This is a genomic window from Roseateles sp. DB2, assembly GCF_051857535.1.
Taxonomy (GTDB): Bacteria; Pseudomonadota; Gammaproteobacteria; order Burkholderiales; family Burkholderiaceae_C; genus Roseateles_B.
On record NZ_JBPZGY010000001.1, the window covers coordinates 291,652 to 315,533 of the forward strand.

The window sequence follows — 23,882 nt, forward strand, 5'->3', positions numbered from 1 at the left end:
CGATTGTCCCGTGCTGCGGCCTGATGGATCGCAGGCTCTGAAGGGCGTGGGGCGCTGCTCGCCCGTGCCGCCTGTGTTGATGCGTCTTGGTGTACTGAAAATACATTTCCACCCTGACAAATTTTCCTGGAAAAACCAGGTGTGTCTCGGTTGTGTACACGTTTCCATCCGGTTTCATCGGCGGCTTCTGGTGTTCATCCCTATTTGCCTTGCTGTTTGTGTAGTAATACTACTTGTACGGTTTCGGTGGCCGATGCGGCGCCGGACGCGTGAGGGATCCCCCATCAAGAGCAAGGACGGGCCGGCACAGGCCTGACACAGGAGACAAGAGACATGCCTACCCCTCAAGCCGGCCGCCTGCGGCCCTGGCTCCGCCTGAGCCTGTTCACCGCGGCTGCGCTGACGGCCGTCGCGTCCTCTGCCAGTCCGGACACGCATGTGTCCAACAAGCAGAGCTTCGCCACCGACGTGGTCTACCAGATCGTCACCGACCGCTTCAAGGATGGTGACGCCAGCAACAACCCCAGCGGCGCGGCCTTCAGCGCCGGCTGCACCCAGCTCAAGCTCTACTGCGGCGGTGACTGGAAGGGCATCACCCAGAAGATCAGCGACGGCTACCTCACCGGCATGGGCGTCACTGCGCTGTGGATCTCGCAGCCGGTGGAGAACATCAGCGCCGTCATCAACTACTCGGGCACGAACAGCACCTCGTATCACGGCTACTGGGCGCGCGACTTCAAGAAGCCCAACGCGGCCTTCGGCTCCATTGCTGATTTCCAGGCGCTGGTCACGGCCGCGCACAATGCGGGCATCAAGGTCATCATCGACTTTGCGCCCAATCACAGCTCGCCTGCCGACCCTGCCAACAGCGCCTTCGCCGAGAACGGCCGGCTCTACAACAACGGCACGCTGATGGCCAGCTACAGCAGCGACCCTTCTGGCCTCTTTCACCACAACGGCGGCACCACCTTCTCCTCGCTGGAAGACGGCATCTACCGCAACCTCTTCGATCTGGCCGACCTCAACCACAACAACGCCAGCGTCGATGCCTACTTCAGGTCCGCCATCCAGGGGTGGCTGGACCTGGGCGTGGACGGCCTGCGGGTCGATGCTGTCAAGCACATGCCCTTCGGCTGGCAGAAGAGCTGGATGGCTCACATCCATGGCTACAAGCCGGTGTTCACCTTCGGCGAGTGGTTCCTGGGTGTCAACGAGGTCGACCCGGCCAACCACGCCTTTGCCAACGGCAGCGGCATGAGTCTGCTGGACTTCCAGTACGCCCAGCGTGTGCGCCAGGTGCTTCGCGATGGCAGCAAGACCATGCAGGACCTGCATCAGACTGTCGTGGACACCGCCGGCCAGTATGGCCAGGTGATCGACCAGGTCACCTTCGTGGACAACCACGACATGGACCGCTTCCACCAGGCCGGCGCCCCGCAGCGCAAGCTGGAGCAGGCCCTGGCCATCACCTTGACCTCGCGCGGCGTGCCGGCCATCTACTACGGCAGCGAGCAGTACATGACGGGCAATGGCGACCCGAACAACCGCGCCATGATGAGCGGCTTCGGCACCGGCACCACGGCCTACCAGGCCATCAAGAAGCTGGCCGCCCTGCGCAAGAGCAATGCGGCTCTGGCCTATGGCACGCAGCAGGAGCGCTGGCTGAGCCCGGACGTCTACATCTACGAGCGCAAGTTCGGCACGCAGGTGGTGCTGGTGGCGGTCAACCGCAGTGCCTCGACGGCCACCACCATCAGCGGGCTCATGACGGCCTTGCCGGCGGGCAGCTACAGCGACGTGCTGGGCGGCCTTCTGGGCGGCGGCGCCATGAGCGTGGGCAGCAGCGGCGCCGTGCCCAACTTCGTGCTGGGCGCAGGTGCCGTGGCGGTGTGGCAGGCCGCTCCGCCCATCACCTCGCCCACGCTGGGCCATGTCGGCCCCATGATGGGCAAGCCAGGCAACGTGCTGACCCTCGATGGTCGCGGCTTCGGCGCCACCAAGGGCTCGGTGTTCTTCGGATCGACGGCGGTGACGGGGGCCAGCATCCTCAGCTGGGAAGACACGCAGATCAAGGTCACGGTGCCGTCCATCGCGGCCGGCCGTTACGCAGTCAAGGTGCGCAACGCCAGCGCCGTCGACAGCAATGCCTACGCCGGCTACCAACTGCTCAGCGGCCCGCAGGTCACGGTGCGCTTCATCGTCACCAACGCGACGACGGCCCTGGGCGAGAACGTCTACCTGACCGGTGACAAGTTCGAGCTGAGCAACTGGAGCACCAGCACACCCGTCGGCCCGGCCTTCAACCAGGTCGTCACCAGCTATCCGAACTGGTACTACGACGTCAGCGTACCGGCCAGCACCACCCTGCAGTTCAAGTTCATCAAGAAGAACGGCAGCGCGGTGACCTGGGAAGGGGGCGCCAACCACAGCTTCACCACGCCAGCGACCGGCACAGCCACGGTAACGGTGCCCTGGCAGCCCTGAGCGGAGACCGTGCCTGAACCGGCCGCCCTGGCCTCATCAAGCGCGAGGGCGGCCCTTCCCTGTCAGGCCCGGGTCTCAGTCGATCAACTCACGGCGCAGCGTGGCTTCGTCCCAGTCGCCATTGCGGCGGCGGGTCTGCTGGCCGCCTTCGATCACGAGATAGGTCGGCAGGCCGTTCACGCCCAGCTGCTGGGCCACCGGGCTCTGGCCCACGCTCTGCCAGGGCTGGAAGCTCATGCGCAGGAAAACCGTGCCTTCGGGCACCGGTCGGCTGGACAGCGCGGCATAGACAGGATTGGCGCGGGCGCAGTGGCCGCAGTTGGGGTCGAAGCTGGTGACTTGCAGCACCGCGCGTTGCTTGGGGTGCTCAGCCAGCCACTTGGCCAGGTCCTTGGGGGCGATGTCGACGATCTTCGGCGGGCCGGCCGGCGGCTCTGCCACGGGCGCTGCGGACGCGCTGCGCTGGGGCGGTGGCGGCAGGGCGGCGGCAGGTGTTGGCGCCTGCTGCTGGGCGATCCAGGCCTTCAGCGGGCCGAGGTCCAGGTTCGGGGACTGCACCAGCTTGACCGTGGACACGGGGCGCTCGCCGAACTGGCCCACGCGCACGGCGGCGATGGCGTCGGGCTTGTAGGCCATGAAGTAGAGGCCACGATTGCCGAAGCGGTAGAGGTCCAGCTTCTGGCGGGTCATGTCCAGCTCGTCACGCCAGCTCATGGAGCTGTCGGTGCTGCCGTCCGGTGCCTGGCAGGGCATGTCGCAGATTGTTACCAGCTCGTAGCCCTGGGCCTTCAGCTGCCCGGCGTAGTGGCGGGCGACCAGCAGGGGGCTGTCGTCGTTCTTGTGGTCGTACTGCAGCACGCTGACCGCGCCTTCGTAGCTCATGCGCCAGCGGCTCTGCTTGCCGCCACCGGACTTGCGCTCGGGTGGGGAGATGGGCAGCGTGCCCTGCTCCAGCGGATTGATGTGCCGAGCGTACTCGCTGGCGCGAGGAAAGGGCGTGAGCGTGGCGGCCGCCTGAGCGTGGGCGCTCTGGCCCGCACCGGCCATCAGCGCAGCCAAGAACATGCCGGCCAGCCGGCCGGATCTGGAGGTCGAAGACATGGGAGCTCCCCGGAGGCGCTTCTTATGGACTTGTGGAGCAGCCGGAGCACCAGCTGCCATCGCGCGCGAAGTATTTCACAGGCCTGTGAGAGTGCCTGCCTGTCCAGCGAAGGGACTTGTCAGCGTTTGTGAATGCTGTCGGCCCCTGGCGGTGCAGGACAGGGGCTCAGGGGCGCCTGGCGCCACAGCTGGGCGAGCTGGCACAGCCATGCCGCGGCGCCGATGAAGGGCAGGGGCAGCAGCAGCAGCCCCACCAGCAGGCCCAAGCCCAAGCCATGCGCACCTTCCATCAGCGAGCTGCCTGCACTGAGCAGCAGCAGCGTGGCCGCCAGCATCAGGGCGTGCCCGGCCCAGCACAGGACGCGCACGCCGCGTCTGGGCCGCAGCAGCCCGCGCCAGGGGCCTCGCCGCCACAGCAGCAGGGCCAGGATCAGGACGGCGACCGTCCACCAGGAGTACAGGACGCTGCGCAAGGGACAGAGGCCGATGATCAGGCCCGCCATGACCCACAGCCAGGCCAGGCTCAGATGCCACATGTGCTGCCCTTAGTCCTGTTGCGCCAGCGCCCGTGCGAGATGGCCGCGCTTGACGGTGGGCTTGGGCACGCGCACGTCGAACCAGCGGCGCACGTCCTCGTCCACACCGATGCCGTGCATGAAGTTGTAGAGGCCCTTCTTCAGCGCGCGGCCCATGGCGTCGTGGTCGGTGCCGGTGGGATCGATGAAGCCGACATCGTTCTTCGCAAAACGGCCTTCGGGCAGGGGCAGGAGCTTCACGCCGAACTGCTCGGGATTCAGGCCCACCGGCGAGTGCACCGTGCAGGCGAAGCGATGGAAGAAGCCGCTGTGGATGCAGCCGTTCTCGAAGAGCTGGCGCACGTATTCCAGCGCGTCCACCGTGTCCTGCACCGTCTGGGTGGGAAAGCCGTACATCAGGTAGGCATGGACCAGCACGCCGGCATCGGCGAAGGCCTTGGTGACGCGCGCCACCTGCTCCACGCTCACGCCCTTGTTCATGAGCTTGAGCAGGCGGTCCGAAGCCACCTCCAGGCCGCCGGAGATGGCAATGCAGCCGCTGTCCGCCAGTTGCTGGCAGAGCTCGGGCGTGAAGGTCTTCTCGAAGCGCACATTGCCCCACCAGCTGATGGCGGTGCCGCGGGCCTGCAGCTCGGCCGCAAGTGCCTTCAGCGACTTCGGAGGCGCCGCCTCGTCGACGAAATGGAAGCCTGTCTGGCCCGTCTCCCTCACGATGGTCTCGATGCGGTCGACCAGAGTGGCTGCCGTGGCGCTCTCGTAGCGGGAGATGTAGTCCAGCGAGACATCGCAGAAGCTGCACTTCTTCCAGTAGCAGCCGTGGGCCACGGTGAGCTTGTTCCAGCGCCCGTCGCTCCACAGCCGGTTCATGGGGTTGAGCATGTCCAGCAGCGAGAGGTAGCGGTCTATGGGCAGGCCGTCCCAGGTGGGCGTGCCCACGTCCTCGAAGGGGATGTCGGGCTCGGCGAGATGGTGCCAGCGCACCTCGCCGTCCTCGCGCACGAAGGTGCGTACCAGGCGCTGCGCTGAGCGCTGCCCGGCCAGGTGCTCCAGCAGCGCCAGCAACGGGCGCTCGCCGCCATCCAGCGTGACGAAGTCGACGTAGTCGAAGACGCGGGGCTCGGACAGCTCGCGCAGTTCGGTGTTGACGAAGCCGCCACCCAGGACCAGCTTCACGCCAGGTCTGTGTGCCTTGATGGCCTGCCCCATGCGCAGGGCCGCATACACCGCGCCGGGGAAGGGCACGGACAGCAGCACCACATCCGGCCGCGTCTCGTCCAGCGCGGCGAGGGTCAGGTCTTGCAGGGTGCGATCGATCAGGTTGGGAGGCGCCGCGAGCGCCTCGGCCAGTGGGTCGAAATGGGGCTGGGCGGTGGCCAGGCTCTCGGCATAGCGCACGAACTCGAAGCGGGGGTCGACGGCGTCGCGCAGCACATCGGCCAGGTCGTTGAGATACAGCGTGGCCAGGTGGCGGGCGCGGTCCTGCAGGCCCAGGGCGCCGAAGGCCCAGGCCAGCGGGTCCTCGCCTTCGTCAGCAAGGTAGTGGTCGATGGCTGCGAAGCGCTCGCCCTCGGGCAGGAACTGGCGGGTGTTGATGCGGTGGGCCAGGGTGGGATCGCGGCCCTGCAGGAAGCTGATGGCGCGCTCGACGGTGGCCTTGTAGGCGGGGAACTGCTCGGCGAAGCTGCGCGTCTGCGCGGTCTGCTGCCGGCGGTCCAGCGCCTCCACGGCCTCGAGCATCTGCTGCACGCCGCCCTGCGAGAAGAGCTGCAGCACCAGTGCCAGTGCCAGGTCGCGCTGCTCGCAATGCAGGCCGCGCGAGCGCAGAAAGCCGGTCAGGTAGGCAGTGGAAGGGTAGGGCGTGTTCAGCTGCGTCATCGGCGGGATGAGCGCGAGCACACGCAGGTCGGTCACGGCGGGCACGATGGCGGGGCAGGATGCGATGGAGTGGCAGGGGCGGCGGGAAGCCTGTGCGTGAACTGTACGCGGCTGCGGGGCCGGCGGCGTCCCAAAGAGAAAGCCCGCTAGGCACAGGGTGCGCCACAGCGGGCTTGGCAATCACGAGACAGGCCGGAGGCCTGCGTGGCGATTACTTCTTCTTCTTGGCAACAGGCTTGGCGGCCTTGGCAGCCTTGGCAGCCGGCTTGGCTTCAGCCTTGGCAGCCTTGCGGGCGGCAGCCTTGGGATCCACGGCGGCCTTGAAACCTGCGCCCGGGGTGAACTTGGGCAGCTTGGCGGCGGCGATCTTGATCTTTTCGCCGGTGCTGGGGTTCACGCCGGTACGGGCAGCGCGCGCATGTTGCTTGAAGGAGCCAAAGCCGGGGATGGACACGGTGCCACCCTTCTTCACCGTGGTGACCACGGCGTCCAGCAGGGTTTCGACGATGCGGCCGGCTTCGGCCTTGGTCAGCTCGTGCTTGGAAGCCAGGTGTTCGATCAGTTCGGTCTTGTTCATTCGTGTGACTGTTTGGTTGAGCCCGAACAGGCTCGGGCGGCGCGGATTGTGCCCCATAAACAGGGGCCTGCAAGCCGGGAATTGCGCAAAAGTCCCAAGGGCAGGGGGCTCTGGGGGCCCAGGCGCGGGAAAGTCCCATGCCCACGGGGCTTGCGGCCGACGGTCCGTGGCCAGTGCAAGGCCCTTGCGCTGGCGGGCGGTGGTGGTGTCGGTCGTGGTGTCGGTCATGCCGTCGGCCGCTGTGGGACGGAGGCGCGGCAACCCGTCAGCTGCATCGGCTGGCGGCAAAAACTGCCTGCTGCGAGCGGCGTTTGTCGGGTATGGGGATTGCCACGCTGCAGCAGACCTGGGGCCCAGCGCGGTCCAGGGCCGTTCCGGCAGGCGATGTCTGCCCTGGCCCGGCCTGCTTGCGCGGCCCCGGTCGGTCGATGAATTCTGAACATTCGCGAAAGGATGCACTATGAACCAGCAGGGTCGAAACCAGGGCCGCCACGAGGACCAGGGCCAGCGCAGCCGCACGGGCAGCAACTACGGCGATTGGTCGGGCAACCGACCCCAGGGTCAAGAGGGCCGCAATCAGGAGCAGTTCCAGGGCGGCGGCCAAGGCTCCCGTCAGGCAGGCTATCAAGGCGCTTGCCAGGGAGGCATGGGCCAGCAGCAGTTTGGCGCTGGCCATGACAACGGCGGATACCAGGGCGGGTATGGCCCTCAAGGGGGCTATCAGGGCGGGGCCCAGGGCATGTATGGCGGTGAGCACGGCGGCCAGTCCTACGGCAGTGGCTACAGCGGCAGCTATGGCCACAACCTTCCCGGCGCAGGCAACGGCTACGGCGGCCAGGGCGGGCCGCAATATGGGCAGTCCATGCAGGGGCAGCACCTGGGTGGCATTGGCTCTGGGGGCACGGGCTATGGCAGCGGCTACAGCGGCTTCGGCGCCCAGGGCAGCATGGGCGCTGGTCCCAGCGGCTATGGCAACCAAGGCGGCATGAGTGGCAGCTACGGCGGCCAGGGCGGTATGGGAGGCAGCTACGGGCAGCAAGGCGGCCAGCACGCGAACTTCGATCCGGACTACCACCAATGGCGCGAAGAGCAGATGCGCAACCTGGACAACGACTACCACTCCTGGCGCCAGGACCGCTACAAGAAGTTCTCCGACGAGTTCAGCCAGTGGCGCAGCCAACGGCCGCAGCAAGCCGGCAACAGCGGCAGCCCCGGCCACAGTGCTGGCAGCAGCCAAGCCAGCGGCAGCGGGGACGAAAACAGCGAAGGCAGCCATTCTGGCGCCGGTAGCTCCAGCAGCGGCACGTCCAGCACGGGCGTTGCAAGCAGCCGCACCAAGTAAGCCCCATCAAGCCTCGCCCGGGCGAAGCCTTGCAATGCCCGTCGGCTCCGCCCTTGTGGCCGGGGCCGGCACAGCAAGGCCCGCCCGCCTAGTGCCCAGGCTTGCGCTGTTCGGCGGGATGTCATCGGCATGCGTCCCAGTCCCGTGGCGCAGGCATCAGGACCTCCATGTCACCTCTTGTTGTCTTCAGCCATCTGCGCTGGTCCTTCGTCTACCAGCGACCCCAGCACCTGATGGCCCGTCTGGCCAAGCACCATCAGGTCTTGTTTGTTGAGGAGCCAATCCATGATGCGGGACCCGCCCGGCTGGACAGCGGCTGGCAGGGGCGCTCGCTTGAAGTGCTCACCCCTCGCACCAGCCTTCCCGCCCGGGGCTTTGATGCCGAGCAGGCCAAGCTGCTGAGCCCGCTGCTGCGCCGTGCGCTTCAGGACCGCGGTTTGCGTTCGCCCATCGCCTGGCTGTACACGCCTATGGCCCTGCCTCTGGCCCGTGCCCTGGATCCGGTGCTGTGGGTCTATGACTGCATGGACGAGCTGTCAGCCTTCAAGGGCGCCCCGGCGGAGCTGCCAGCGCGTGAGCGTGAGCTGATGGCATTGGCAGGGGTGGTGCTCACCGGCGGCCCGGCCCTGTATGAGGCCAAGCGCGCACTGCACCCACGCGTGCATTGCATGCCCAGCGCTGTGGATGTGGCGCATTTCCAGCCTGCGGTGCAGGACCCGGCTGCTGTCCGACGAGCCGATCAATTGCAAGGGACCCTCACCCAACCTCGGTTGGGCTTCTTCGGCGTGATTGACGAGCGCATGGACCTGCAGCTGCTCGCCCATCTGGCCGATGCGCGCCCCGGCTGGCAGTTCGTGATGGTCGGCCCCGTGGTCAAGATCGATCCGGATGCCTTGCCCCGGCGGCCCAATATCCACTGGCTGGGCATCCAGCGCTACGAGACGCTCCCTGCCCTGATGGCCGGCTGGGATGTCTGCCTGATGCCATTTGCATTGAACGAGTCCACCCGCTTCATCAGCCCGACAAAGACCCTGGAGTACCTGGCCGGCGAGAAGCCCGTGGTGAGCACGCGGGTCCCGGACGTGGAGCGGCTCTATGGCGCGGTGGTCCGCATCGCAGGCACGCCGGAAGCCTTCGTCAGCGCCTGCGAGCAGGCCTTGCATGAGACCCCTGCCCAGCGGCGCCAGCGCCTTACCCACGCGATGGACGTGGTGGCTTCCTACTCCTGGGATGGCAGCGCGCAGGTGGTGCATGAATTGCTGCAAGAGGCGCTGGCGCGGCGGCTTTCAGGCCAGGCCTCGCGGTCTGCGTTCCAGGGCGGCTTGCGGCCGGCCCCGCAAGACCACGCCGCCGCCTTGCCCCAGACAGGGGCCCTGGCGGCACGGGCGGGCCGCAGCTGAGGCGCCCCGCCATGAGGATCATCGACGCCCACCTGCACTGCAGTGGTCGAGAGGACAGCGCCAGCGTGCTGCGCGCCCTGGACGAGGCCGGCATCGAGCGAGGCGTGCTCCTCGCACCCTTTCTGAGCCCTGGCCATGCCTTGGGCGATGCGGCCTCGCTGCGGCGTGCCAATGCCCATCTCGCGCGCCTGGTGCGAGGGTATGAGGACCGGCTGACCGGCTTCGCCGTGGTGGACCCTCGCGACGACCATGCTGCGCAGGACCTGCGCCACGCCGTCGAAGGCCTGGGCCTGCGCGGCGTCAAGATGGTGCCCACCGGCTGGTATCCCTTCGAGGAACGGGCCCGCGGGGTGTATGAGGTGGCCTCCTCGCTAAGCCTGCCCGTGCTCTTTCACAGCGGCATCTTCATCGACGGTCGCTCCGGTCGCTTCTGCAGGCCGGTCTATTGCGAGGCCTTGCGCGACCACCCCGGCACGCGGGTGGCGCTGGCCCATATGGGCTGGCCCTGGACGGACGAGGCCCTGGCGGTGGCCCTCATCGACCGCATCCATGAGGTGCCGCCAGAGCGCGCGCAGTTCCGGCTGGACATCTCCTTCGGCCCCCCGCCGCCCTACCGCCGCGAGGTGCTGGCCCGCATGCTGGAGGTGCTGGGCCCCGGGGCCCTGCAGTTCGGCAGCGACTGCTTTCTGCCCTGCAGCGGCGCGCACCTGCGCGAACGCCGCGACTGGGTGCAGGCCTTGATGGACGAACTGGGCCTGAGCGCGCCGGCTCGCGAGCAGATCTGGTGGGGCACCGCAGCGGCCTGGCTCGGGATCGAGGCCGCTCCTGCTGCCGAGCCCGCGCGCAGGGGCGGCCCGCTCGGAATGGAGGAAGACGGCCCGCCGTGTGATACGCCACGGCAGGCCGCCTGGGAGTCTGGGGCGCCTGCCTTGGAAGCGCCTGAACCGGAAGCACCGGGGCTCGGCCAGCGTCTGCGCCAGGGCCGCTCCGGCTGGGGCTGGATGCCCCGTTGTTGCTGAAGCAGGAAACCTATGGAAAGAAAGACTGTCGCCGTCGCCAAACCAGGCGCTGCAGCGGCAGCCGGGCGGCGCCTCCATGTGCTGGAGTTCGTAGGCAACGCCATCGTGGGCGGCATGGAGCGCTGGGTCGAGCGTCTGCTGGAGCACCTGCCGCGGGACCGCTTCCGCGTCAGCCTTCTGTGCCCCTACGAGGGCCGCTTCAGCACCGCCATGCGGGCATTGGGCGCCGAGGTGTTTTGCGTGCCGATGCCAGAGGACCCTTGTTGGAGCGTGGTCCAGATGGTGCAGGCCCTGGTGCGAAGCTCGGGCGTGGACCTGCTGCATGCCCACCTGCCCAATGCGCACGCGCTGGCGGGCCTGGTGTCCAGGCTCAGTGACGTGCCGCTGCTGAGCACCATCCACGGGCGGCAGATCACGCTGCTGGATCTGGAGGTGCATCGTGCCGTACGCAGCCATCTGAGCGTGGTGTGCCGCCACAGCTACTATCACGCGCTGGGCATTGGCGTCGACATGCGCCGACTGAGCTGCGAGCCCAATGGCGTCGACACCCGCTGCTTCCACCCCGGTCCGCGTCCCTGCAGCGGCCTGCGCGCACGGCTGGACCTGGCGCAAGACGCGCTCTTGGTCGGCTTTGTAGGGAGACTGTCGCCGGAAAAGGGGCCGGAGCAGTTTCTGCGCGCCGTCTCCCTGATGCAGGAAGGTCTGCCCGACGCCACGCGCTTCGTCATGGTGGGCGAAGGCCCGATGAAGGCGCCGCTCGAGGCCGAACTGGCGCGCCTGGGCCTCGGGCATCGCGTGCTGCTGGCTGGGCACTGGGACGACATGCCCGCGCTGTACCGAGAGCTCGACCTGCTCGTGTCGGCCTCGCATTCCGAGGCCATGCCGCTGGCACTGATGGAGGCGATGGCCAGTGGCCTGCCCGTCATCGCGACGCGGGTGGGCGGCATTCCGGAAATCGTGCAGCACGGCATCAGCGGCTGGTTGGTCGCTGCGCGAGACATCGAGGACATCGCCGAGCGCATGCGCCAGATGCTGGGTCAGCCCGATCTGCGCCAGCGCATGGGTACCGCCGCTCGGCAGGACATGGTGGACCGCCTGGACCTCAGGCCCAGCCTGGACCGTGTCGCAGCGCTGATGCAGACCCTGGCCCGGCCTGTCCACGGACCTCACCGCCTGGAAGAGGTCAGTGCTGTCGGCCGGGCGTCCTGACCCCCTGCGTCCTTGAAGCGGTTTCACCCGCGGTCCCTGGCAAGAGGGGCGGGCATGAAAACTGCCCCTGCGCCAGGACTCAGAACACAAAGGACTGCCATGACACCTTCTTACGCACGGCGGCTGCGTGCCGCATCGCTGATCCCCGGCCTGATGATTCTTGCAGCATGCGCAACGCCCGAGGGACCACCGGCTTCGCTGGCCGCAGCCCAGGGCGCCATTGACGCTGCCAGCAGCGAGGGAGCGTCTGATCTGTCGGCGCCCGAGCTGGCGCGCTCACAGGGCAAGCTGGAGCGCGCCAGGCAGATTGCACCAACGGACCGACTGCGCGCGCACCGCCTGGCGGAGGAGGCCGCGGCCGATGCCGACCTGGCCCGGGCACGTGCCGCACAGCAGCGCTCAAAGCGCGCGGTGGACGAGGTCAACCAGTCCCTGCAGACGCTGCGCGAGGAACTGCAGCTCCGTACCGCGCAGCCTGCCAGCCCCGCCGCCTCGCGCTGATGCGCAAGCCCCCAGCCCTTTTCCCGATTGCAGGAGTCCTCCCCATGCACGAACTCAAGACCCTTCTTACCGCGACCGCGCTGGCCGCCCTGGCAGTGCTGACCGGGTGCCAGACCTTGCCTGACAAGGACCCGGCCCTGGAAGCCGCGGAGCGCGAGTACCGCGAAGCGTCCGCTGACCCCATGGTGCAGCGCCACGGCGCTACCGAGCTGACCCAGGTCCGCGGCATGCTGTCGCGGGCACAGCGTTACTACACCGATGAACGCAATCTGGAGCAGACCCGGCACCTGGCCTATCTGGCCAGCACTCAGCTCTCCACCTTGCGGGCGCAGTCGGCGCGCCGGGACGCGGACCTGCAGGTACAGCAGTCCGGTGCCGAGCGCGATCGCCTGCGCCTGCAGTCGCGGGACGCGGAGCTGCAAAGAGCGCGCAGTGGCGAAGACGAGGCGCGCCGCGCCGCTGCGCAGGCGCAGGACCGTGCCGCGGCGTTGCAGCGCGACTTGACCGAGCTGAGCGCCCAGAACACGCAGCGGGGCCTGATGGTCACGCTCAAGGACATGCTGTTCGCCACAGCTCGTGCAGATCTGCAGCCGGGTGTGCGCCGTTCGATCGAGCGTCTGGCCGAGGTACTGCGCCAGTACCCCGAGCGACGCCTGCTGATCGAAGGCTTCACCGATAGCACGGGCAGCAGCGCCATGAACCAGGGGCTCTCCCAGCGTCGCGCTGAATCAGTGCGCCAGGCGCTGATCCGGGCCGGCGTGGCGCCGCAGCGCCTGGAACTGCGTGCCTTTGGCGAGGAATACCCGGTGGCCGACAACGCCACTGCCGCCGGCCGCCAGCAGAACCGCCGGGTCGAGATCCTGTTCTCCGACGACAAAGGGCGGCTGAACTACCGCTAACGCCGCCGCTCTGCACATGCCATGAGAAAGAGGCCCACGTGAACTGACCCCCAGTGGCTGGACGGGATGTCCAACTTCTGGGGGTCAGTTCACGTGGGCCTCTTCGCATGAGGCTCTTGATGCGCCTTGCCAGCACCGCAAGAGCGGCCAGTGCGTGTCAGAAGCGGTACTTCAAGGCCAGGCTGGTGCTCTGCACATAGCTGCTGCCACCGCCGGGTAGCTTGAATCGGTCACGGCTGCGTTCCAGGGAAATGGTGAAGTTGCGGTTGAAGTTGAAGCCTACCCCGAGGGTGGCAGAAGGCCCCCAGCCGTTCTTCGTGCCCACGATGACGCCAGACAGGGGATCGGCCGTGATGCTGGTGTGGCCGTAGATGGCGCCGGCCTTGCCGTAGAAGCTGACATTCTCCAGGTCCAGCATCCCGACCAGACTGAGGTTGCCCCCATAGGCCCGGGCCTTGCCCCCGGCGCGATCGACCTTGCCATAGTGCCGGAAGCCGAGTTCCAGCCCCAGGAAATCATTGAACATGCCGCCGGTATAGAGGGCGAAGGAGCGGCCTCGGTTGTCGCAGCTCAGGGGGGCCGGGCCGCAAGGCGTTTCATAGTCCGAGTTGCCCAGGCTGATGCCAACATAGCCGCGGCGGGTGTAGGGGATCCAGGAGTAGTCGCTGCCGGCGTAGCTGCTGCCATAGCCGCCGCTGCCGCCGTGCTGGTCCTGCTGGGCCAGGCCGGGCTCAGGGGGGCTGTAGGTGCGCAGGGTGCCGGTGCCGGCGGTGTTGCCGCCCCCTGAGCCCGTGCCCGTCTGGGCCAAGGCCGACGTGCCGAGGAAGCTGCTGCTCAAGGCCAGGCAGAGGCCGACGCGCCAGGACTTCCTGGTCGGCGCGGGGGCAGCGGATTGGAGGCCGTGTCGTACATGCATCGTGAGATCCTTCTTGATGGTCATGGTGGGTGAAAGACGGACGCCGGAATGGCGGAGAAGGCAGGCGCATCAGTGAAGCGCATCAGTGAAGCGCGTCAGTGATGCCCATCAATGAGGCGCACCTGACAACTGCTCCCCGGGAGGGAAGCTGTCGCCAGGGACGACCCATGGGGGCCGATCCGCGCGCCGCGTGCCTGTTGTCGGCAAGCGTCGTGCCATGCCCCAAGGCTCGCCAAGAGACGGTGACGGCAAGTTTTGCGGCAGCGAGGCCGGGCCCGCTGTCCCCTCGCCGCGAGCCCGCAGGCAAGTGCGGCGGCCTGGAAATGCTGGCGCCGCAGGCTGGTCGCGGCCCTGCGTTCCCGAAGGCTGTCGGGCATTCCGATTGCCTCGGCTGGCCATCCCACCTCTCGGAGACGCCATGGCAGCTCGGTCCCTACGCATCGTCCTGATCAGCGAACACGCTTCGCCCCTGGCCCTGGCTGGCGGCGTCGACTCAGGCGGGCAGAACGTCTACGTTGCCCATGTGGCGGGCGCGCTGGCACGTCGTGGTCATGACGTGGCAGTGCTGACCCGCCGGGACAGCGTGGAGCTGCCTCGCATGCAGTCCATGGGCCCCGGGGTGCAGGTCTTTCATCTGGACGCGGGCCCGCCGTGCTTCGTTCCCAAGGAGCAACTGCTGCCCTGGATGCCGGCCTTCGAGGCCCAGGCCCAGGCCCTGGAACTCCTGCGCGGCCTGGTGCCGTGTGACGTGGTGCACGCCAACTTCTTCATGTCCGGTCTGGTGGGCCTGGGGCTGCAGCGACGCCTGGACCTGCCGCTGGTCGTTACCTTCCACGCCCTGGGGGCGGTGCGTCGGCTGCATCAGGCCGCAACCGATGGCTTTCCCGCCGAGCGCCTGGCCATGGAGCGCCGGGTGGCGCATGCGGCGGACCGCGTCATTGCCGAATGCCCTCAGGACAAACTGGATCTGCTGGAGCACTGCGAGGTGCCGGCGCGCCGCATCACCGAGGTGCCCTGCGGCGTGGACCTGCAGGAATTCAGGCCCGATGACATGCACGCTGCCCGCGAGCAACTGGGCCTGGCTGCGGAGGACTTCATCGTGCTGCAGCTGGGGTGCCTGGTGCCGCGCAAGGGCGTGGACAACGTCATCCGTGCCCTGGCCCTGCTGCCTGCGCAGGCGCTGCACCGGCAGGCCCGGCTGCTCGTCGTGGGTGGAGAGTCTGGCTTGCCCGACGACAGACTGACGCCGGAGATCGGCCGCCTGCGCCGCCTGGCGCGTGAGCTGGGCGTCGAGCAACGTGTGCATTTCGTCGGCCGACGCAACCGAGCGCAACTGGCGCGCTACTACCAGGCGGCGGATGTTTTTGTGAGCACGCCTTGGTACGAGCCTTTCGGCATCACACCGCTGGAGAGCATGGCCTGCGCGACGCCGGTGATCGGTAGCGCTGTGGGTGGCATTCAGCACACCGTGGTTGACGGGGTCACCGGCTATCTGGTCCCGCCCAAGGACCCTGTCACCTTGGCGGAGCATCTGGCTTGGCTGCGTTCTCATCCGCAGCAGGCCAGCGCCATGGGCCGGGCCGGGCTGGGCCGCGTGCGGCGCATGTTCACCTGGGATCAAGTGGCGGCGCGGCTGGAGGCCGTGTACCGGCGGGTGATGGTGGAGCGCCGCCAGCCCGAGGAAGGGCGTCCTCTGGGCCTGGAGTTGCTGAAACCCGAGGTGGGCACCGTGGGCCCCGTGGGCGGCTTTGCGCCTGTCGCTGCCTGGGGGTACAAGGCGTGAACGACGCAGCCTCCGCCTTCGAACAGCGCATCGACCCGCTCGGCAAGCGCTCGCGCCGAAGCTGTCCTGCGTCCGTGCAGGCGACCGTCTTCATGCCGGAGGCGGTGCTGGTGGACCCGAACCTGGCCCTGGCCGCCGAGCCTGAGCGGGTGCAGTGGCGAGCCAGCGCCTTGGCGGCGCTCCACGCCTTGGAGGCGCACGGCTATGGCGTGTTGCTCAATGCCATGCCCGGTGGACCGGACGGGCCGGACAGCCGCTCGGTCGGCTTCAATCGCAGCCTGCTGCAGCGCCTGGCTCTGGAGGCCGATGTCCATCCTGTCGGCATCCTGGCCATTGCCGATGCCGACGCATTGCCGGCCGTGCTGCGCGAGGCCGCCGCCGCGCATGGCCTGGATCTGCGCCGGGCCTGGTTTCTCAGCTGGGACGAGGCGCTCGGAACGGCCAGCCGGCGTGTCGGCTGTCGCAGCGTTCGCCTACTGGAGCCCGGCCGGCAGGCGCGGCGCCGCTGGCCGCTGCTGCGCGGGCATGTACCCATGAAGCTGATGGATGCGGTGGTCTACGTCCTGCGCTGCGACGGTCATCTGGCAGAGGGGCAGTCCCTGCCGTCGCGGATGCGGCGCGTCGGCGAAGGCGACACAGGTGCGGTGGGCGCATGAGCGCAGCGGACGCGCACCTCGCCTGGGCCCAAGCACGCCGTGTGCTGCTCCTGCGCCTGGATGGCCTGGGTGACGTGCTCATGAGCACGCCCGCGATGGCTGCCGTGCGTGAGAGCCTGCCGCTGGCCTCGCTGACCCTGCTCACCTCGCCAGCCGGTGCGGCCCTCGCTCCGCATCTGCCCTGGCTGGACCGGGTGCTGGCCTACGACGCACCCTGGGTGAAGTCCGGCGCCGATGCGCAGGCCGCGCGAGGCACCGTCCAGGACGAGGCGGATCAGGCCATGCTGCAGGTGCTGCGCCGCGAGCGCTTCGACGCCGCCATCATCTTCAGCGCCTGCACCCAGAGCGCCCTGCCGGCAGCCCTCCTGTGCCGTCTGGCGGGCATTCCCCTGTGCCTGGCCCATGCTCGCGAGCAGGTCTATGGACTGCTGAGCGACCGCAGGCCGGAGTCCGATGTCCTGGGGCCGGCCATGCGCCACGAGGTGCAGCGCCAGCTCGATCTTGTGGCCAGCGTGGGGCTGCATACGTCGCAGGTGCGCTTGCGCTTCGAGGTGCTGGCGGCGGATGCGGTGCGCATGGCGGGCCGGCTCGCCGACGCGGGGCTGCCGACGGGGCGGCCCTATGTGCTGCTGCACCCGGGGGCCAGCGCACCGTCGCGCCGGTATCCCCCACGGGCCTTTGCTGCCGCGGCTGCGCGCTTGCGCGCTGATGAGGCCGGTGGCGGGCCCGCCGTGGTGGCCTGCGCCGGTCCCGGCGAGGGCGGCTTGCTGCAGCAGCTTGGCGCTGCCATGCCCCGGCCCCCCGTGCTGCTGGACGGCCCCCCAAGCCTGGGCGAGCTGGGGGCCCTGATCGCCGGTGCCCGCGTGCTGGTGGCCAACAACAGCGGCCCCATGCACCTGGCTGCCGCCCTGGGCACGCCCGTTGTCACGCTCTATGCCCTGACCAACCCCCAGCACACGCCCGGGCAGGTGTCGGCGCGGGTGCTCAACCGCGAGGTGCCTTGCCGCGACTGCCTGCAAAGCACTTGTCCTGAGGGGCACCAGCGCTGCCTTGCCGGGGTGCTGCCGGAGGAGGTGGTGCAGGCCGCCCGCGAGCTGCTCGTCGAGGCTGCGCCATGATGGGGGTGCCCGAAATGCGCCAGCTGCCGCTGCTGGTGTCGGTGGTCCTGCCGACCTACCGGCGCGTGGCCTTGCTGGGGCGCTGTCTGCACGCGCTGATGCGCCAGGACCTGCCGTCGGCGTGCTACGAGGTCCTGGTGGTGGACGATGGGCAGGAGGAGGCCGCGCAGCTGCTCGTCCAGCAGCTGGCCGTCCTGCCGGGGGCGCCAGCGTTGCGTTACCTGCGGCCTGAGCAGGGTCGTGGGCCTGCCGCGGCCCGCAACTGCGGATGGCGCGCCGCACGCGCGCCGCTGGTGGCCTTCACCGACGACGACACCGTGGCCGATCCGCAATGGTTGCGCCAGGGCCTGCAGGGCATGCGCGCCCCCTGGCTGGCTCTGGCGGGGCAGGTGAGAGTACCCGCCCTTTACGAGCCCGGGCGGCGCCCGACCGACCACGAACTGATGACGCAGGGCCTGGAGCACGCGGAGTTCGTCACTGCCAACGCCTTTGTGTGGCGGGCGGCGCTGATCCTGGTGGGGGGCTTCGATGAGCGTTTCCAGCGGCCCTGGAGAGAGGACACCGACCTTCAGTTCCGCCTGGAAGCCCTGGGCCCGGTGGGGCGCTGCGATGCGGCTCTGGTCTGGCACCCGGTGCGGCCCGAGCGATGGGGCGTGGCCCTGCGCCAGCAGCGCAATGTGTTCTTTGATGCGCTGCTGTACCGCAAGCACCCACGGCTGTATCGCGTGCGCTTGCGCCGCAGGCCGCCCTGGGACTACTACCTGATCGTGCTGCTGAGCCTGCTGGTCCTGGTCCTGTTCCTGGGCGGATGGCCGGCGCAGGCCCTGCTGTGCGGTGCGGCCGCACTGGCGCTGGTGTTGGCCCTGGCCTGGCGACGGCTGCGGCCCACGGCGCGTCATCCGGCCCATGTTTGCGAGGTGCTGCTGACCTCGGCGCTGATTCCCTTCCTGTCCGTCTACTGGCGCTTGCGGGGCGCTCTGCATTTCCGGGTCTTCTTCCTATGAATCAATCCTTGAAGCTGCCGGGGCCCGTGCATCGCATCCTGGTGCTGCGCGCGCTGGGCCTGGGTGATCTCATCTGTGCAGGGCCGGCCCTGCGGGCGCTGCGCACCGGCTTTCCCGAGGCGGACATTGCCCTGCTGGGGCAGCCCTGGGCACAGGCCTACGTGCCTCGCATCGAGGCGCTGGATCGATGGATAGGCTTCCCCGGCTGGCCGGGTCTGGGCGAGCAGCCCCTGCAGCCGGAGCAGGTGCCGGCCTTCCTGGCCGCCATGCAGCGCCAGCACTTTGACCTGGCCGTTCAGCTGCATGGCAGCGGCGAGGCCAGCAATGGCCTGATCAGTCTGGTGGGGGCCCGCCTGTGTGCCGGCTTCCATTCGCCCGGAGGCTGGATCCCGCCCGGGCAGGAGGAGCGCTTTTGCAGCTGGCCCGAGCAGGGGCACGAGAGCCTGCGGCTGCTGTCGCTGTGCCGACATCTGGAGTTGCCCGTGATCGACGAGCGCCTGGAATTCCCGCTGCGCCCGACGGACAGGGCGGCGCTGCTTCAGCTGTGCCCGGCGCTGGCGGACGGCGTGCCCTACGTGTGCCTGCATGCCGGCGCCCAGCTTGCTTCGCGGCGTTGGCCCGCCCAGCGTTTCGCCGCCGTGGCGGATGCGCTGCATGACGCCGGCTACCGCATTGTGCTGAGTGGCTCGATCCAGGAGCTGCCCCTGGGCCTGCAACTGGCTTCGATGATGAACGCGCCCTGCCTCAATCTGGTGGGGCTGACCAAGCTCTGGACCCTCGGTGCCCTGGTCGCCTCGGCGAGCTGCCTCATCGCCAACGACACCGGCGTTTCACACATCGCCGCAGCGCTGCGCGTGCCCAGCCTCATCGTATCCAGCGGCGGTGACGTGCTGCGCTGGGCGCCGCCGGACGCGCGCCTGCACCGCGTGCTCAGCAAGCCGGCTCCCTGCCGCCCCTGCGCACACCAGGACTGCCCCACTGGCCATGGCTGTGCGCATGCGCTGACCGTCTACGAGGTGCTTGCGGCCCTGCAGCACCTGCTCGAGCTGCCGCCACTGGCCTGCAGCCCGCTGCCCATTGCTGAAGGAACCGAACCTGAGGCGTCGTCTGCGCATCCTCACCTGGCACGTGCACGTGCAACTACCTCTACAACCTGTCCCAGGTCCCGCATGACTTCTTCCTGCTGAAGGATGCCGTCGGCAGCCCGCAGTGCACCGGCCGCTGTGGACTCCTCCCCTGGGGCGACAATGTGCACAACGCGCCGGTGGAGGCGCTGCCGGGCATGCGCTTCGATGCGGTGCTGTACCAATCCCGGCAGTCCTGGGACGAAGCCCGTCCGCGCTGGCTGAGCACGGCCCAGCAGGCATTGCCGCGCATCGTGCTGGAACATGACCCACCGCAGCGGCATCCCACCGACACCGTGCATTGGGCGGACGATCCGCATACCCTGCTGGTGCATGTCACGCCTTTCAACGCGCTGATGTGGGATCCCGGGCGCTGCCCCGTGCAGGTGGTCGAGCATGGCGTCAAGCCCCTGGACGATCAGCTCTGGCACGGCGCCTGGGAGCGCGGCCTCGTGGTGGTCAATCACCTCGCGCGGCGCGGCCGCCGCCTGGGTGCGGACCTCTATGTCCAGCTGCAGCAGCGCCTGCCGCTGAGCCTGGCCGGCAGGGGCAGCGAGGCGCTGCCTGGGGGCCTGGGCGAGATCAGCCAGCTGCAGCTGCCGCGTCTGATGGCGGCGCATCGCTTCTTCTTCCATCCCGTCCGCTACACCAGCCTGGGCCTGGCCCTGGTGGAGGCCCTGCTGATGGGCATGCCGGTGGTGGGGCTGGCGACGACGGAGCTGGCCACCGTCATCCGCAGTGGCGAGAGCGGCTTCATCGACACCCGTCCCGAGCGTCTGGTCGAGGCGATGCAGGCCCTGCTGGCGGATCGCTCCCTGGCAGAACGCTGGGGCAGCGCTGGCCGGAAGCTGGCGCGCGAGCGCTTCGGCATCGAACGCTTCGTTGCGGACTGGATGCAGGTGTTCAAGGCGGTGTGCGAATGAGCGCCGTGCCACCGATGCCTTTGCGCAGGGGCGAACGCGTGCTGGTCTGCGGAGCGGCCGGCTTTGTGGGCAGTCATCTGTGTGAGCGCCTGCTGCAAGAAGGCTGCGAAGTGTTCGCCCTGGACAACCTCATCAGCGGCGACATGCAGCACCTGGCGCCGCTGCTGGACGCGCCACGCTTTCGCTTCCTGCGGCACGACGTCTGCAATCCCCCGCCACCTCGAGGCCGAGGGCGTGAGCCGCATCTTCAACCTCGCTTGTCCGGCCAGCCCGGCGCATTACCAGCGCGTACCGGTGCAGACGGTACTGTCCAGTGTGCTGGGCGTCTGGCATCTGCTGGAGCTTGCGCGCCGCTGCGGCGCGCGCTTGCTGCAGGCCTCCACCAGCGAGGTCTATGGCGATGCGCTGGAGCACCCGCAGCAGGAGCATCACTGGGGCCATGTCAACCCCATCGGTCCGCGTGCCTGCTACGACGAAGGCAAGCGCTGCGCCGAGGCCATGCTCATGGCCTATGCCCAGCAGTACGGCACCGACGTCAGCATCGCCCGCCTGTTCAACACCTACGGCCCGCGCCTGCGGCCCGGTGACGGTCGGGTGGTCTGCAACTTCATCGTGCAGGCGCTGCGCGGCGAGCCCATCACCATCTATGGCGACGGCCAGCAAACGCGCAGCTTCTGCTACGTGGACGACACCGTGCGCGGCCTTTGTGCCCTCATGGCGTCCGGCTGGCGGGGGCCGGTGAACCTGGGCAATCCCTGCGAGTGCCGCATGGTTGATCTGGCCCAGCGGGTGCTGACGCTGACGGGCAGCAGCGCGTCGCTGGTGCACCACCCGCTGCCGCAGGATGACCCGCGCCGGCGCCGACCCGACATCAGCCTCGCCCGGCAATGGCTGGGATGGCGGCCAGAGGTCGGTCTCGACGAAGGCTTGCAGCGCACCGTTGACTATTTCCGCCAGCACCTGGTCCTGTGGCCGCCGGCTCAGCGATCACATGCCGGGCTTGCAACCGGGGCGGCCCGTGCGTCGGCGGGGCCGGAGGCTTGCTGAGCTGCGGGCCGATGTGCCGCCCGGCGGGCGGCCAGCAGTTCGATGAAGGCCTGGATCAGATCCTGCTCCAGCTGCCGCTGGCGGCGAGCCTCGCGCGCCATGGTCCCGCGCCCACTGCGGGTCCGGGGCTGCCTCAGCAGTGTGTCCACCTCGCTTGCCATGGAGGCGGCGTCCCGCGCGATGCGCAAGCCCGCTTGCGCCGGCAAGTGGACCAGCTCGGCCAGCGGTGTGCTCACCACGGGCAGTCGGGCACCAGCGCCCAGGCACAGCAGCTCGGGCCACAGGTGGGCCGTGGCCTCGCCTGTGGGCGCCAGCACCAGGCCTGCGTCGCAGGCCTGCAGCAGCGCGGGCAGCAACTCCGGCGCCAGTTCGCCCAGTCCTCGGCAGTTCTCAGGCCAGCGGCCTTGGGGTGGCGCATGGCTGCCCATCATGAAGAACTGCCAGTGCGGGCGCAGTTGCGCGAGTGCCTCCAGCCAGGGCGGGTCCGGCGGCTGATGGGGTCGGGCAAACACCAGCAGCCGCGGTGCCTGCGACGGGCCGAGCAGGGCGCTCACCTCTCGGTCCTCGTAGCTGGCGGCTGGCGGGGGGCGCAGGCAGGGCGCCGGCAGGCCCAGGGGCAGGCGCAGCACGCGCGTGTGCGTCTCGGCCCATCGCGCCGCCTGCTGAGGGGCTTCGCAAAGCAGCAGATCCGGACGCATCGGCAGGCCTGGGCATCCTGGTGTCAAGGCCTGCTCATCTGGCTGAAGCGCCAGGGCATCGCCCGGCAGGGTCGCAGGCTCCAGGGGCCGGTCCAGAGGCCAGCGCATCAGCCAGGTCAGTGTGCCGCCCTGCGGTGCGGGCTCCAGTGTCGCCAGCAGCAGGGTCAGGTCTTGCCAGACGCTGGCCCAGCCCTCGTCAGCCTCCGGGCCGTGACGCACGACCAGTTCCACCGCGGGGCCAAGCCGGTGACGGTGCAGCCGTGGCGGCCCTTCGTGCCGGCGGGAGGGCTCGACCAGCAGCACAGAGAAGCACTCGCCGGGCCGCAGGGACGGTCCGCTGCCCGAGGCTTCGCCGGAGAGTCGGCGCAGGAGATGCTGCAGGCTGACATCCAAGGACTCCCAGCGCACAGGCAGCAGCACCAGCAGGCGCCGACGGCAGGAGGTCGGTGGCAAGGGCAGGGGCCGCCAGAGCTGCAGGGCGCGGGCATAGGCCTGCACGGGCATGCGCGAATCCGGTGTGCGGCCCGGTGGCAGGGCCTGGTCGCCATTGAGCTGCCACATCCCGCAGCGATGCCATCGCCCCGGCTCCTGCCAGTCCGGGCGGTCCAGCAGGGGATAGAGGCAGATGCCCTGCAGCGGCAAGCCCAGGGCTCGGGCCTGCAGGGCCTCGCCGGCCATCTCATGCAGCCAGGCCGCACGCCCCATGCCCACATGGCCGGTCTCTGCGATGAGCAGGGGGCGGCCGTAGCGCTGCCAGGCCTGTTGCAGCAGCGAGGAGAGTGGCTGGCAGCGCGGGTCCCGCAGATGCCAGGGCAGGCGGCGCTCGGTCTGTGCCTCCCACTGGCTGTTGTGATAGTGATTGAAGCCCAGCCAGTCCAGGGCCTCGGGGTGACCGCCCAGCTCGGGTTCCAGGCGGCCGCTCAGCAGGTCCAGGGCCTGCCACTGATAGTCACGGATCTGCTGTGCCAGCGGCGCCAGCTCAGCCTGATCGATGGGGGCTGCCACATGCACCAGGGGCTCGACATGCAGAAAGCGCGCCTGCGGGTCCTCCGCTCGGATGGCCGTCATGCCGGCGAGGGCGGCGCGCACCAGCCGACGCTTGATCAGGTATCCGCTGCGCTCGCTGCTGGCTTCGCCCTGCCCCTCGGGGTCATGGTTTGCCGCCCCCCCTGGGCGCCAAAGCAGTCCGTCCGTGCTGGCGGCCCAGGCCAGAAAGCTGATCTCGTTGATGGGTGTGTAGAAACGCGGACCTGGGCACAAGGGGCGCAGAGTGCGCGCCACCGCACCCGCGAAGCGTGCAAAACGTTCGACCAGGGCGTCGTCGAACAGGGAGAGGTCCGGCGGCAGACCGTAGTGCATCAAGGTCCACAAGGGCTGGATGCCGGCCCGCCTAGCCGCCTGAGCGATATGCACGGCGCGGCTGAGGTCCAGTACACCCCGGCTACGTTCGCTGAGGCGCCAGCCTATGCTCTCGCGCAGCGTGAGCAGGCCCAGGCGGGCGGCGCGGCGGTAGTCCTCGTCGATACGGGCCAGATGGCCTGTGGCCCGCACCATGTCCAGGGCCTGGCCGTCCGCATTGACGTGGTCGGCGCCTTCATAGCCACCCATCCAGAACGAACGCAGCAGTGGGCTACCTGGGCAGGGGTTCAAGACGGGTCTTTCTGCATGAT

At 68.9% G+C, this 23,882-nt stretch carries 17 protein-coding genes and 3 pseudogenes; 14 read left to right on the forward strand and 6 right to left on the reverse strand.

The window, feature by feature from the left end:
- The first annotated feature begins 333 nt into the window (after positions 1-333).
- Positions 334-2,484, forward strand: coding sequence for an alpha-amylase family glycosyl hydrolase (locus ACS5PK_RS01230; RefSeq protein WP_439438458.1), 2,151 nt, complete (start codon positions 334-336; stop codon positions 2,482-2,484).
- A gap of 75 nt (positions 2,485-2,559) precedes the next feature.
- Here ACS5PK_RS01230 and ACS5PK_RS01235 read toward each other — a convergent pair whose 3' ends face one another.
- From ACS5PK_RS01235 to ACS5PK_RS01250, 4 genes are all read right to left on the reverse strand, one after another.
- The gene (locus ACS5PK_RS01235; protein ID WP_439438459.1) at positions 2,560-3,585 is read right to left on the reverse strand and encodes a thioredoxin family protein; all 1,026 of its coding nucleotides are present in this window, start codon (positions 3,583-3,585) and stop codon (positions 2,560-2,562) included.
- A 119-nt stretch (positions 3,586-3,704) separates the two neighbouring features.
- Complete coding sequence (locus ACS5PK_RS01240; RefSeq protein WP_439438460.1) at positions 3,705-4,121, reverse strand: hypothetical protein; 417 nt, start codon at positions 4,119-4,121, stop codon at positions 3,705-3,707.
- Positions 4,122-4,130: 9 nt separating this feature from the next.
- Positions 4,131-5,996, reverse strand: coding sequence for a B12-binding domain-containing radical SAM protein (locus tag ACS5PK_RS01245; RefSeq protein WP_439438689.1), 1,866 nt, complete (start codon positions 5,994-5,996; stop codon positions 4,131-4,133).
- A 211-nt stretch (positions 5,997-6,207) separates the two neighbouring features.
- The gene (locus ACS5PK_RS01250; protein WP_183104100.1) at positions 6,208-6,573 is read right to left on the reverse strand and encodes an HU family DNA-binding protein; all 366 of its coding nucleotides are present in this window, start codon (positions 6,571-6,573) and stop codon (positions 6,208-6,210) included.
- 460 nt (positions 6,574-7,033) lie between these two features.
- Between ACS5PK_RS01250 and ACS5PK_RS01255 the strand changes: the two genes are divergently transcribed.
- From ACS5PK_RS01255 to ACS5PK_RS01280, 6 genes are all read left to right on the forward strand, one after another.
- A complete protein-coding gene (locus ACS5PK_RS01255; protein ID WP_439438461.1) occupies positions 7,034-7,915 on the forward strand; it encodes a hypothetical protein in 882 nt (293 codons plus the stop codon).
- A gap of 167 nt (positions 7,916-8,082) precedes the next feature.
- Positions 8,083-9,315, forward strand: coding sequence for a glycosyltransferase (locus ACS5PK_RS01260; protein WP_439438462.1), 1,233 nt, complete (start codon positions 8,083-8,085; stop codon positions 9,313-9,315).
- Between the two features lie 11 nt (positions 9,316-9,326).
- Entirely contained in the window at positions 9,327-10,334 is a 1,008-nt protein-coding gene (locus ACS5PK_RS01265; RefSeq protein WP_439438463.1) for an amidohydrolase family protein, read from the forward strand.
- Between the two features lie 12 nt (positions 10,335-10,346).
- The gene (locus tag ACS5PK_RS01270; protein ID WP_439438464.1) at positions 10,347-11,543 is read left to right on the forward strand and encodes a glycosyltransferase; all 1,197 of its coding nucleotides are present in this window, start codon (positions 10,347-10,349) and stop codon (positions 11,541-11,543) included.
- Positions 11,544-11,642: 99 nt separating this feature from the next.
- Complete coding sequence (locus ACS5PK_RS01275; RefSeq protein WP_439438465.1) at positions 11,643-12,044, forward strand: DUF4398 domain-containing protein; 402 nt, start codon at positions 11,643-11,645, stop codon at positions 12,042-12,044.
- A 44-nt stretch (positions 12,045-12,088) separates the two neighbouring features.
- Positions 12,089-12,943, forward strand: coding sequence for an OmpA family protein (locus ACS5PK_RS01280; protein WP_439438466.1), 855 nt, complete (start codon positions 12,089-12,091; stop codon positions 12,941-12,943).
- A gap of 157 nt (positions 12,944-13,100) precedes the next feature.
- Here the strand turns inward: ACS5PK_RS01280 and ACS5PK_RS01285 are convergent, their stop codons facing one another.
- The gene (locus tag ACS5PK_RS01285) at positions 13,101-13,859 is read right to left on the reverse strand and encodes a hypothetical protein (RefSeq protein ID WP_439438467.1); all 759 of its coding nucleotides are present in this window, start codon (positions 13,857-13,859) and stop codon (positions 13,101-13,103) included.
- 418 nt (positions 13,860-14,277) lie between these two features.
- Here ACS5PK_RS01285 and ACS5PK_RS01290 point away from each other — a divergent pair, with 418 nt between their 5' ends.
- The 7 genes and pseudogenes from ACS5PK_RS01290 (at position 14,278) to ACS5PK_RS01320 (ending at position 21,514) form a co-directional block, all read left to right on the forward strand.
- Positions 14,278-15,642 (forward strand): glycosyltransferase, encoded by a 1,365-nt coding sequence (locus tag ACS5PK_RS01290; RefSeq protein WP_439438468.1) that lies wholly within the window; start codon positions 14,278-14,280, stop codon positions 15,640-15,642.
- Entirely contained in the window at positions 15,639-16,298 is a 660-nt protein-coding gene (locus ACS5PK_RS01295) for a hypothetical protein (RefSeq protein ID WP_439438469.1), read from the forward strand. Before ACS5PK_RS01290 ends, ACS5PK_RS01295 begins: the two co-directional genes overlap by 4 nt.
- Entirely contained in the window at positions 16,295-17,416 is a 1,122-nt protein-coding gene (locus ACS5PK_RS01300) for a glycosyltransferase family 9 protein (protein ID WP_439438470.1), read from the forward strand. Before ACS5PK_RS01295 ends, ACS5PK_RS01300 begins: the two co-directional genes overlap by 4 nt.
- Positions 17,416-18,420 carry a glycosyltransferase family 2 protein gene (locus tag ACS5PK_RS01305; protein WP_439438690.1) on the forward strand — a complete coding sequence of 335 codons (1,005 nt, stop codon included), beginning with the start codon at positions 17,416-17,418 and terminating at the stop codon, positions 18,418-18,420. The genes ACS5PK_RS01300 and ACS5PK_RS01305 overlap by 1 nt, the downstream gene beginning before the upstream one ends.
- Positions 18,421-18,686: 266 nt before the next feature.
- Positions 18,687-19,391, forward strand: a pseudogene (locus tag ACS5PK_RS01310) (glycosyltransferase family 9 protein); the annotation flags it as partial.
- A gap of 124 nt (positions 19,392-19,515) precedes the next feature.
- Positions 19,516-20,467: pseudogene (locus ACS5PK_RS01315) on the forward strand (glycosyltransferase).
- A 14-nt stretch (positions 20,468-20,481) separates the two neighbouring features.
- Positions 20,482-21,514, forward strand: a pseudogene (locus ACS5PK_RS01320) (UDP-glucuronic acid decarboxylase family protein).
- Here the strand turns inward: ACS5PK_RS01320 and ACS5PK_RS01325 are convergent.
- The gene (locus ACS5PK_RS01325; protein ID WP_439438471.1) at positions 21,448-23,862 is read right to left on the reverse strand and encodes a hypothetical protein; all 2,415 of its coding nucleotides are present in this window, start codon (positions 23,860-23,862) and stop codon (positions 21,448-21,450) included. The pseudogene ACS5PK_RS01320 and the gene ACS5PK_RS01325 sit on opposite strands and share 67 nt — an antisense overlap.
- Positions 23,863-23,882: the final 20 nt, after the last annotated feature.

Excerpts from the sequence above, each read along its gene's own strand:
- ACS5PK_RS01230 (WP_439438458.1), top strand. The coding sequence starts at position 334 with ATGCCTACCCCTCAAGCCGGCCGCCTGCGGCCCTGGCTCCGCCTGAGC.
- ACS5PK_RS01235 (WP_439438459.1), bottom strand. The coding sequence starts at position 3,585 with ATGTCTTCGACCTCCAGATCCGGCCGGCTGGCCGGCATGTTCTTGGCT.
- ACS5PK_RS01240 (WP_439438460.1), bottom strand. The coding sequence starts at position 4,121 with ATGTGGCATCTGAGCCTGGCCTGGCTGTGGGTCATGGCGGGCCTGATC.
- ACS5PK_RS01245 (WP_439438689.1), bottom strand. The coding sequence starts at position 5,996 with ATGACGCAGCTGAACACGCCCTACCCTTCCACTGCCTACCTGACCGGC.
- ACS5PK_RS01250 (WP_183104100.1), bottom strand. The coding sequence starts at position 6,573 with ATGAACAAGACCGAACTGATCGAACACCTGGCTTCCAAGCACGAGCTG.
- ACS5PK_RS01255 (WP_439438461.1), top strand. The coding sequence starts at position 7,034 with ATGAACCAGCAGGGTCGAAACCAGGGCCGCCACGAGGACCAGGGCCAG.
- ACS5PK_RS01260 (WP_439438462.1), top strand. The coding sequence starts at position 8,083 with ATGTCACCTCTTGTTGTCTTCAGCCATCTGCGCTGGTCCTTCGTCTAC.
- ACS5PK_RS01265 (WP_439438463.1), top strand. The coding sequence starts at position 9,327 with ATGAGGATCATCGACGCCCACCTGCACTGCAGTGGTCGAGAGGACAGC.
- ACS5PK_RS01270 (WP_439438464.1), top strand. The coding sequence starts at position 10,347 with ATGGAAAGAAAGACTGTCGCCGTCGCCAAACCAGGCGCTGCAGCGGCA.
- ACS5PK_RS01275 (WP_439438465.1), top strand. The coding sequence starts at position 11,643 with ATGACACCTTCTTACGCACGGCGGCTGCGTGCCGCATCGCTGATCCCC.
- ACS5PK_RS01280 (WP_439438466.1), top strand. The coding sequence starts at position 12,089 with ATGCACGAACTCAAGACCCTTCTTACCGCGACCGCGCTGGCCGCCCTG.
- ACS5PK_RS01285 (WP_439438467.1), bottom strand. The coding sequence starts at position 13,859 with ATGCATGTACGACACGGCCTCCAATCCGCTGCCCCCGCGCCGACCAGG.
- ACS5PK_RS01290 (WP_439438468.1), top strand. The coding sequence starts at position 14,278 with ATGGCAGCTCGGTCCCTACGCATCGTCCTGATCAGCGAACACGCTTCG.
- ACS5PK_RS01300 (WP_439438470.1), top strand. The coding sequence starts at position 16,295 with ATGAGCGCAGCGGACGCGCACCTCGCCTGGGCCCAAGCACGCCGTGTG.
- ACS5PK_RS01305 (WP_439438690.1), top strand. The coding sequence starts at position 17,416 with ATGGGGGTGCCCGAAATGCGCCAGCTGCCGCTGCTGGTGTCGGTGGTC.